Source organism: Intestinimonas sp. UBA1698 (assembly GCF_002320075.1).
Lineage (GTDB): Bacteria > Bacillota > Clostridia > Oscillospirales > Oscillospiraceae > Intestinimonas > Intestinimonas massiliensis.
The window spans coordinates 1-7,633 of sequence record NZ_DCJO01000039.1; the positions used below are offsets into that span (position 1 = coordinate 1).

Sequence of the window (7,633 nt, forward strand, 5' to 3'; positions counted from 1 at the left end):
CTTTTTTATCTCCATATTTACTATTCTGCCGATACCTCTGCGAGTTTCGGCAGAATTTTTGCCTTTGTCAACAGGTCCAACTCTTGACGGCACCACCAGGCAAAACAACCGTTGTCCTTCCGCCGGCCTATTCCTGCGCATTTTTTACATTTTCGGACCCAATATCCACCAGTTTCTTTTGTAGTCAAAATATGACCTCTTTGGGCGTATTCGCCATCCACTGCGCCAGAGAGATGTCCGAGTAGTGGCTGGAATTGAACACTTCCAGATAAATCAGTGTCTCGTCCCCAGTGTTCTGGATATAGTGGAACCCTCCCACAGGCACATAGCCTACGTCCCCTGCCTGGTGGTTAAAGGTGCGGGCCTTGGGGCCGGGCATAAAGACAGTCCTGCGAGCCTTGCCCCCCACATAATACTGGAACTCATCGTTGTTGGTGTGCCAATGGATCTCTCCCGCATGGCCCCCGGCTCAATCTCCACCATTGCCATCGTCACTGTCTCACAGGCGGGGCAGAGCCGCGTGCTACACCCGTACATCCTCCAGCCGCTCTGCCGGCGGGGCGCAGGCGCCCTCCCGGCACAGGTAATAACGCGCCCCTGCCGCGGGGCAGGGGTACTCCGCCGTAAAGGGCGCCAGCACGGCCAGCCTGGCCCCGTTCTCCGGCGTCTTTACCAGGACGGTGAGGCCGGGTCGGGACCGCTTGCCCAGAAAGGCCACAAGCTCCGCCGGGATTTCCCGTGACGTGCAGACCAGCTCGGCGGTGGGCCAAAGCTCCTCCAGCAGCGCCAGGAGGGTAAAGCTATGCCCCGCCGGATTGTCTTGCGCCGCTCCCGCCAGGTATCGGAATTGAAGCTCCGCCGCCGTCCGCCAGCGGGTCTCTCCGGTCAGGCGCGCCAGCCGCGAGAGCACCAGCGCCGCCGCCGCATTTCCGGAGGGCATGGCGCCGTCGTAGGTCTCCTTGGTCCGGGTGATGAGCTGCTCCCCCTGTTTGGCATAGGGGTAAAAGCCGCCCCCCGCCTCGTCAAAAAAGTCCTCCAGCAGCCGCCGGGCCGTCCGCTCCGCCTCCTCGAAGCATTCGATCCGAAGGGTGGCCCCATAGAGCTCCAGCAGACCCCAGGCATAAAACGCATAGTCCTCCAGCTTGCCCAGGTGGGCGGCCTCCCCCTCCCGCCAGCGGGCCAGCAGGCCGCCGTCCGCGCCGGTCAGCTCCCGCCGGATGAACGCCGCCGCCCGCTGCGCGGCCTCCAGGTAACAGGGCTCCTCCAGAACCAGCCCCGCTCGGGCCAGGGCGGCGATCATCAGGCCATTCCAGGCGGTGAGGACCTTGTCGTCCCGGTGGAGCCGCGTCCGGCCCTGCCGGTAGCTGCGGACACGGGCCAGAAGGGCCCTCAAGTCCTCCGGCTCCGTCTCCCAGTCCGGTGTGTCGATGAGGTTTGGGATGCTTTTCCCTTCAAAATTCCCCCGGCCAGTCACCCCGAACCGGCGGCAGAAGAGCTCCGCTTCCGATCCCAGATGCCTTACCAGCTCTTCTGGCGTAAAGACGTAATACTTGCCCTCTACCCCCTCGCTGTCGGCGTCCTGGCCGCAGCAGAATCCGCCCTGAGGGTCTGTGAGCTCCGCCAGTACATAGTCCAGCGTGCGCCGGACCACAGTCCGGTAATAGGAGCGGCCGCTTTGCTGATACGCCTCCAGATAGGCCATTGCCAGCAGGGCGTTGTCGTAGAGCATCTTCTCAAAGTGGGGCACCAGCCACCGCCGGTCGGTGGAATACCGGGAAAAGCCGCCGCCCACATGGTCGAAGAGCCCGCCCCGGTACATATGCTCCAGGGTACTCTCCGCCATCTCCCGCGCCCCCACGTCTCCCGTCCGCCCGGCGTAGCAGAGCAGGAACAGAAGATTATGTGCAGCCGGGAACTTGGGGGCCTGGCCAAAGCCGCCCCACTGCCGGTCAAACATCCGGCGAAAGAGCGCCGCCCCGGACTCCACCAGCTCCCGTTTCGGTACGCCGGGCCGGGCCGCCTCCTCCCGCCGGAGAAATTCAGTCAGCGCATCCCCCGCCGCGAGCAGGGTCCCGCGGTCCTCCCGCCACAGCCGCGCCGCCTGGTCCAGCAGGGACAGCAGTTGCCGCCGGGGGAGATAGGTTCCCGCCCAGAAGGGCTTTTGCTCCGGAGTCAGCAGCACCGTGAGGGGCCAGCCGCCGGAGCCAGTCTGGGCAATACAGGCTGCCATATAGACCGCATCCACGTCCGGCCGCTCCTCCCGGTCCACCTTGATGGGGAGAAAGGCCCCGTTGACCGCCTCTGCCACCGCTTCGTCCTCAAACGATTCGTGCGCCATGACATGGCACCAGTGGCAGGTGGAGTATCCAATGCTCAGCAGCACCGGCTTATCCTCCCGGCGGGCCTCTTCGAAGGCGTCCGCTCCCCAGGGCCGCCAGTCCACGGGGTTTTCCGCGTGCTGGAGCAGGTATGGTGATTTTTCATATTGCAGTCGGTTCGGCATGGTGGTTTCTCTCCTTTACGTATTCAGGCGCAGAAACGTCCGGATGTTCTCTGTCTCTTCCTCCAGGTCTGCATGGAGCCGGCCCATGCGGTCGCAGAGGCCCAGCAGGGCGACCTCTTGGATGTCGGCATGGGCCTTCATCCCCGCTGCATCGCCAAAGGGCAGCCCCTTTGCCGCGAAGAGGACCTGCATGTGGGATCGGACCAGGGCGCAGACCCGGTCGATCATGGCTGGCTCCATGGAAAACCCGGACAAAAACCGCCGGGCCAGCTCTGCGCCAACCTTGTCATGGTCGTAGGAGGTGATTTTCCCCCTCCGGACCCGCGTCGTGTCCGGCTTGCCGATATCGTGGAGCAATGCCGCCCACATCAGCGCGGCGGGGCAGCGGCTCTCTGCCCGCCGCTTTGCCGCCTCGTCCACCACCAGCATGGTGTGGTTCCACACGTTCCCCTCCGGGTGGTGTACCGGAGACTGAGGCGTGTCCTTCAGCCGCCGCAGCACCGCAAACGCCGGGGGCGTCGGTTCGGCAAAGAGCCGTTCCAGTGCCACGCTGGGGCGGACATCCTCCATCAGGTGCCGTTCCACCGCCCGAAACAGCTCCTCTTCCGCCGCCGTATGACCGGCCGGCTCGTCTGCCTTCCGCACGCTGCCATCACCTCCCTGCTAGTATTGCGGATTTGGGCGGGGTTATGCCGGGGCATCCTCATTCTTCGCCCCCCTTCAAAAAGCATCAAAATGCGCATGGCTTCCAATCGCAAGCCATGCGCATTTTGAATGTCCTCACTGTCGGAAGAATCCCACCATCGGGTGAGTCAGGTCATAGATCAGCACACCCAGTAAAACTGCTACCAGCACACAGCACAAAAAGAACAGGCGATACAGCCACTTCTCCTTCCCCTCGATGGTCCTCTCATATAGCCGAATCAGATCCTCACCCGGCGGCGATGGCTCCCCGCCGCCCGGCGTCTGGATTCCGGCCAGCTCATCCAGCGACCCGCCCATGGCCATCACCATGTCGCATACGGTCTGAAAGCTGGGGTTATCGGTCTGACCGGCCATGATACGGTTGATCGTACCCACCGGCACCCCTGACAAATCCGATAATTGTTGGTTCGTTAACTTTCTTTGATCTTTCAGTTCTTTCAGCCGCGTCGAAAGCATTTTTTATCACCTGCGATTATCCATTTTATCACGGCCGTCGTCCTGATCGATGGCCGCCGTTCACATTGGCGTTTGACGGCTTGCGTCCCTTGCCTTACGATATTGCCACAGAGTTCCAACTACATTTTAACATTATTCTTTGTGCGATGTAAAGCACCAATCTCCACAACAAGATGGGAGCGTAAGACGATGACGAAGAGACGCCCGCTGAATGATTTGGGGCTATGGCTGCTGCCGGAGCTCAACCGGCGCAACATCCCGCAAAAGGCCTTTGCGCGCTTGCTGCACACCACGCCGCAGAATCTGACCGACCTGCTCCGGGGGAGGCGCTTCCACAGCCAGACCCTCTCCCAATGGCAGGCCCGCTGCCAGGGAGTGCTGGACATGCTGGACCGGCAGTCGCCCGATACCGCGGTCCCCACCGAATGCGGGGCGCGCTATCAGGCCATCTGCTCCACGGTGGAGGACGTCACACTGGGGACATACACAACCTATGGCCTTCAGTGTCTCTGTCACCAGTCGGACGCCTGGGTCCAGATCCGCGTCATCCGCGACATCTCCACCTACCGGGAGCCCGTCCTGCACCTGGCCAATCAGCTCAACGCCTGTCACCTGTCCCCCCTCCACTTCGAAGAGGTCGTGCTGGATCACATCGGCCGGTAGGTCGCCGGCCCCACAATGGAATACTCCCCCGTCAGCCTGTACTGTCCGCTACCCGGCGCAGCCACTCCGCACTGCCGGGGACCGGGGTACCTGCAAATATATGTTTATTTTGGAGGTATCAAGCATGGTCAAGTACATTCCCGAGCCGTTCCGCATTAAAATGGTGGAAAACATCAAAATGCTGACCCGAGAAGAGCGCTGTGACAAGATCCGGGAGGCGAGCTACAACCTGTTCCTCCTGAAGGGGGAGGATGTCTACATCGACACCCTGACGGACTCCGGCACCAACGCCATGAGTTCGGAGATGTGGTCGGGGCTCCTGCGGGGCGACGAGGCCTACGCCGGCGCGAAGAGCTACTACCGTTTTATCCAAGCCTGTCAGGACGTGTTCGGCTACGGCTTTTTCTGCCCGGTACACCAGGGCCGGGCGGCCGAAAAGGTCCTGTTTCCCAACCTTTTGCACCCAGGAACCTACGCCCTGGCCAACCTGTTTTTTGACACCACCCGCGGCCATGTGGTGCTCTCCGGTGCCCGAGCGCTGGAGTGCGTCTGCGAGGAAGCCAAGCACCCCGAGCTGGTCGCCCCCTTCAAGGGAAACATGGACACCGCGCTCATGGAGCAGACCATCCTGGAAAAGGGCCCGGAAAACATGGGGCTGGTGGTCATGACCCTGACCAACAACTCGGCCGGCGGGCAGCCCGTCTCCATGGCCAACCTGCGGGAGGTATCCCGGATCTGCCAAAAATACGGCATCCCGCTCTGCATCGACGCCGCCCGCTATGCAGAAAACGCCATGTTCATCAAGCAGCGGGAGGCGGGTTACGCCGACAAAAGCATCCCGGAGATCGTGCGGGAGTGCTTCAGCTACGCCGATATGTTCACCATGTCCGCCAAAAAGGATACGCTGGTCAATATGGGAGGTGTCATCGGCATCAAGGACCCGGACAGTCCCCTGATCCCCGGCATCAAGGCCAACTGCATCAGCTTCGAGGGGTTCTATACATACGGCGGCCTGAACGGGCGCGACCTGGAATGCCTTGCCGTGGGCCTGTACGAGGGCATGGACGAGAGCTACCTGACCTACCGGCTGGGCAGTATCGCCTACCTCGGCGGCCGCCTGGATGAGCTGGGCATCCCCTATCAGAAGCCGGCCGGCGGACACGGCATCTTCCTGGACGCCCAGAAGTTCTATCCGCAGATCCCGTGGTACGAGTTCCCCGGTCAGGTCCTGAGCGTGGAGCTCTACAAGGAGTGCGGCATCCGTGCCTGCGACATTGGTTCCTACATGATGGACCCGGACCCGGACACCGGGGAGGCGGTGCGTTCCATCAACGAATTCACCCGTCTTGCCATCCCCCGCCGGGTCTACACCCAGTCCCATTTCGATCTGGCGGTGGAGGCCATCCACAACGTCTGGCAGCGGCGCGAGGAATTGCAGCACGGTTACCGCATCGTGTGGGGTCCAAACGTGCTGCGCCACTTCCAGGCCACGCTGGCCCCCATTGATGCATGATCCTCCCCAGCTCCCCCCAGAAATCAGACGGGAAAGAATGAGGTGTTTTCATGGGAGAAGCAAGCAAGACCCGTACCCCAGACCGGGCACAGTGGGGCGACCGCTGGGGATTCATCTTGGCCTGCATCGGCTCCGCCGTGGGCATGGCCAACGTCTGGGCCTTTCCTTACCGGGCCGCCAAATACGGCGGCGGCGCGTTCCTGGTCGCCTATTTTACCATCGCGCTGTTCCTGGGTCTGATCGGCGTGTCCGGCGAGATCGCCTTTGGCCGCTGGGGGCGGACCGGCCCTTTGGGCACCTTCCGCAAGGCCCTGACCTGGCATAATCTGCCGCTGAAAAGCATCGGCATCATTCCCGTGGCGGGCTCTCTGGCCATTGGCATCGGATATGCCGTAGTCATGGCGTGGGTCTTGCGCTATACCGCCGGGTCGGTCACCGGATCGATGCTGTCCGGTGATACCGGCGCCTACTTTGGCGCCATCGTGGGCGACTTTGGCAGCATCGGCTGGCACATGCTGGCCCTGGCCATTACCTTTGTCGTCATGATCGCCGGCATCAACAGCGGAATCGAGCGCATCAACAAGTTTATGATGCCCCTGTTTTTTCTTCTCTTCCTCATCATGGCCATCCGGGTGGCTTTCCTTCCGGGCGCCGCCGACGGCTACCGCTATCTGTTTATCCCCCAGTGGGAATACCTGCTCAAAGCCGACACCTGGGTGTATGCCCTGGGACAGTGCTTCTTCTCCCTGTCCCTGGCCGGCTCCGGCACAGTGGTATACGGCTCCTACCTGAACGATGGGGAAGACTGCATCGTCTGCGCCCGACGCATCGCCATTTTTGACACTCTCGCCGCCATCCTGGCCTCCATGGTGGTTATCCCCGCCGTATTTGCCTTCGGACTGGACCCCTCCTCCGGGCCGCCCCTGATGTTCATCACCATGCCCGCCATCTTCCAGAGCATTCTGGGCGGGCGGCTGATTTCCGTGATCTTCTTCATCGCCATCCTCTTTGCCGGCCTCACCTCCATCGTCAACCTGTTTGAAACGCCCATTGAGGCCCTGCAAAACCGCTTCCAGCTCTCGCGGGTAAAGGCCAGCCTGATCGTCACCGGTGCCGCGGCCGCCGTCGGCGTCTTTATTGAAAACGGCGACGTGGTCAGCGCCTGGATGGACGCTGTCTCCATCTACATCATCCCCATCGGCGCATTGATCTCCGCGGTACTGCTCTTCTGGGTCATGGGCAGCGACTTTGTCCGCTCGGAAATGGGCAAGGGTCGGGCTTCGCGGCCTGGACAGTGGGTGACCTATCTGGGCAAGTATGTATTTTGTCTGGTCACGCTGGCCGTCATCATCCTGGGCATCGCCAAAGGGGGGATCTGAGCCGCTTTTCCCGCCGGCATCCGCAAACTGACAGCGGGGCCTCACCGTACGGTGAGGCCCCGCTGTCAGTTGATCCGCCGAACTCAACAGGCCGGAACATGGTCTGTGCGGTTGCTTGGGTCTCTCTCTTCACCCGGCCGGACTGCTGGCGCCCACACTCCTGCCGGACATCCTCCCGCCGCAAGCCCTCAGCACAGAGGTGAAACCACATGGAAGCCTTGGATGCGGGCCGCCTCAGGTGGAGATATCCTCCCGGTCTCCATCCATACCAGGACCGGCTGACCGCGCCAAGTCCGCCGCATCACGGTCCCGCCTTTTACCTCCCATGTGGGAGCATTTCTGCCGATTTTGGATCAGATGACCGCCGAACCGGCAAGCCGTTAGAGTTCCTCCTCTGCTATGGTGGCCAGCACG

Annotated in this window: 7 protein-coding genes and 1 pseudogene; 4 read left to right on the forward strand and 4 right to left on the reverse strand. The window is 62.0% G+C overall.

Going from position 1 to position 7,633, the window contains the following annotated elements; all coding sequences use genetic code 11:
• A partial coding sequence (locus tag B3H64_RS10380) for a hypothetical protein (protein WP_286734920.1) occupies positions 1–184 on the forward strand: 184 nt, incomplete at its 5' end.
• Here B3H64_RS10380 and B3H64_RS10385 read toward each other — a convergent pair.
• The 4 genes and pseudogenes from B3H64_RS10385 to B3H64_RS10400 form a co-directional block, all read right to left on the reverse strand.
• A pseudogene (locus tag B3H64_RS10385) lies at positions 185–454 on the reverse strand (cupin domain-containing protein); the annotation flags it as partial.
• A 69-nt stretch (positions 455–523) separates the two neighbouring features.
• Positions 524–2,503 (reverse strand): thioredoxin domain-containing protein, encoded by a 1,980-nt coding sequence (locus B3H64_RS10390; protein WP_286734922.1) that lies wholly within the window; start codon positions 2,501–2,503, stop codon positions 524–526.
• A gap of 15 nt (positions 2,504–2,518) precedes the next feature.
• On the reverse strand, positions 2,519–3,148 hold the full coding sequence (locus tag B3H64_RS10395; protein WP_242853666.1) for an HDIG domain-containing metalloprotein: 630 nt from the start codon (positions 3,146–3,148) through the stop codon (positions 2,519–2,521).
• Positions 3,149–3,283: 135 nt separating this feature from the next.
• Complete coding sequence (locus B3H64_RS10400; protein WP_050617128.1) at positions 3,284–3,664, reverse strand: helix-turn-helix domain-containing protein; 381 nt, start codon at positions 3,662–3,664, stop codon at positions 3,284–3,286.
• 189 nt (positions 3,665–3,853) lie between these two features.
• On the opposite strand from B3H64_RS10400, the gene B3H64_RS10405 reads away from it, so the two are divergent.
• The 3 genes from B3H64_RS10405 (at position 3,854) to B3H64_RS10415 (ending at position 7,219) form a co-directional block, all read left to right on the forward strand.
• The gene (locus tag B3H64_RS10405) at positions 3,854–4,327 is read left to right on the forward strand and encodes a DUF6514 family protein (RefSeq protein WP_050617129.1); all 474 of its coding nucleotides are present in this window, start codon (positions 3,854–3,856) and stop codon (positions 4,325–4,327) included.
• A 124-nt stretch (positions 4,328–4,451) separates the two neighbouring features.
• Positions 4,452–5,840: a tryptophanase gene (locus B3H64_RS10410; protein WP_286734927.1), complete on the forward strand. Its 1,389-nt coding sequence runs from the start codon at positions 4,452–4,454 to the stop codon at positions 5,838–5,840.
• A gap of 50 nt (positions 5,841–5,890) precedes the next feature.
• Positions 5,891–7,219 (forward strand): sodium-dependent transporter, encoded by a 1,329-nt coding sequence (locus B3H64_RS10415; protein ID WP_286734929.1) that lies wholly within the window; start codon positions 5,891–5,893, stop codon positions 7,217–7,219.
• Positions 7,220–7,633 lie beyond the last annotated feature (414 nt).

Bases quoted from the DNA above. Each gene is read 5' to 3' on its own strand.
- B3H64_RS10390 (WP_286734922.1), bottom strand. From the start codon at position 2,503: ATGCCGAACCGACTGCAATATGAAAAATCACCATACCTGCTCCAGCAC.
- B3H64_RS10400 (WP_050617128.1), bottom strand. From the start codon at position 3,664: ATGCTTTCGACGCGGCTGAAAGAACTGAAAGATCAAAGAAAGTTAACG.
- B3H64_RS10405 (WP_050617129.1), top strand. From the start codon at position 3,854: ATGACGAAGAGACGCCCGCTGAATGATTTGGGGCTATGGCTGCTGCCG.
- B3H64_RS10410 (WP_286734927.1), top strand. From the start codon at position 4,452: ATGGTCAAGTACATTCCCGAGCCGTTCCGCATTAAAATGGTGGAAAAC.
- B3H64_RS10415 (WP_286734929.1), top strand. From the start codon at position 5,891: ATGGGAGAAGCAAGCAAGACCCGTACCCCAGACCGGGCACAGTGGGGC.